A 624-nucleotide genomic window follows, 5' to 3' on the forward strand; every position below is an offset into this window, starting at 1 on the left:
CTGGATGAACCTTTTACCGGCGTTGATGTGAAAACCGAAGCGAAAATCATCAGCCTGTTGAGGGAGTTACGCGCGGAAGGCAAAACGATGCTTGTCTCAACGCACAATCTCGGATCCGTCACGACATTTTGCGATTATACGGTCATGGTCAAAGGCACCGTCCTGGCAAGCGGGCCGACAGACACCACTTTTACAGCCGAGAACCTGGAGCTGGCTTTTAGCGGCGTACTGCGCCATGTCACACTTAACGGCTCGGAAGAAAGCATTATTACTGACGATGAACGCCCTTTTGTGGCACATCGACCGTCAGCGGTGCAGAGGGAAGAAAGATGAACGTGCTACTGGAACCCTTCAGCTATGAATATATGCTCAATGCGATGTGGGTCTCGGCGATGGTCGGCGGTCTCTGCGCTTTCCTGTCATGCTATCTGATGCTAAAAGGCTGGTCGCTGATTGGCGATGCGCTGTCGCACTCTATTGTCCCGGGTGTTGCGGGGGCATATATGCTGGGGCTTCCGTTTTCTCTGGGAGCCTTCTTTTCCGGCGGACTGGCAGCGGGCAGCATGCTGTTTCTTAACCAACTCACTCGCTTAAAAGAAGATGCCATCATCGGCCTGATCTTCT

At 53.0% G+C, this 624-nt stretch carries 2 pseudogenes; both read left to right on the top strand.

What is annotated here, in order from left to right:
* Window positions 1–333, top strand: a pseudogene (gene sitB / locus RTW80_RS26830) (iron/manganese ABC transporter ATP-binding protein SitB); the annotation flags it as partial.
* A pseudogene (gene sitC, locus RTW80_RS26835) lies at window positions 330–624 on the top strand (iron/manganese ABC transporter permease subunit SitC); the annotation flags it as partial. The pseudogenes sitB and sitC, both read left to right, overlap by 4 nt.

It is taken from the genome of Escherichia sp. AM3 (genome assembly GCF_032029835.1).
Lineage (GTDB): Bacteria > Pseudomonadota > Gammaproteobacteria > Enterobacterales > Enterobacteriaceae > Escherichia > Escherichia coli.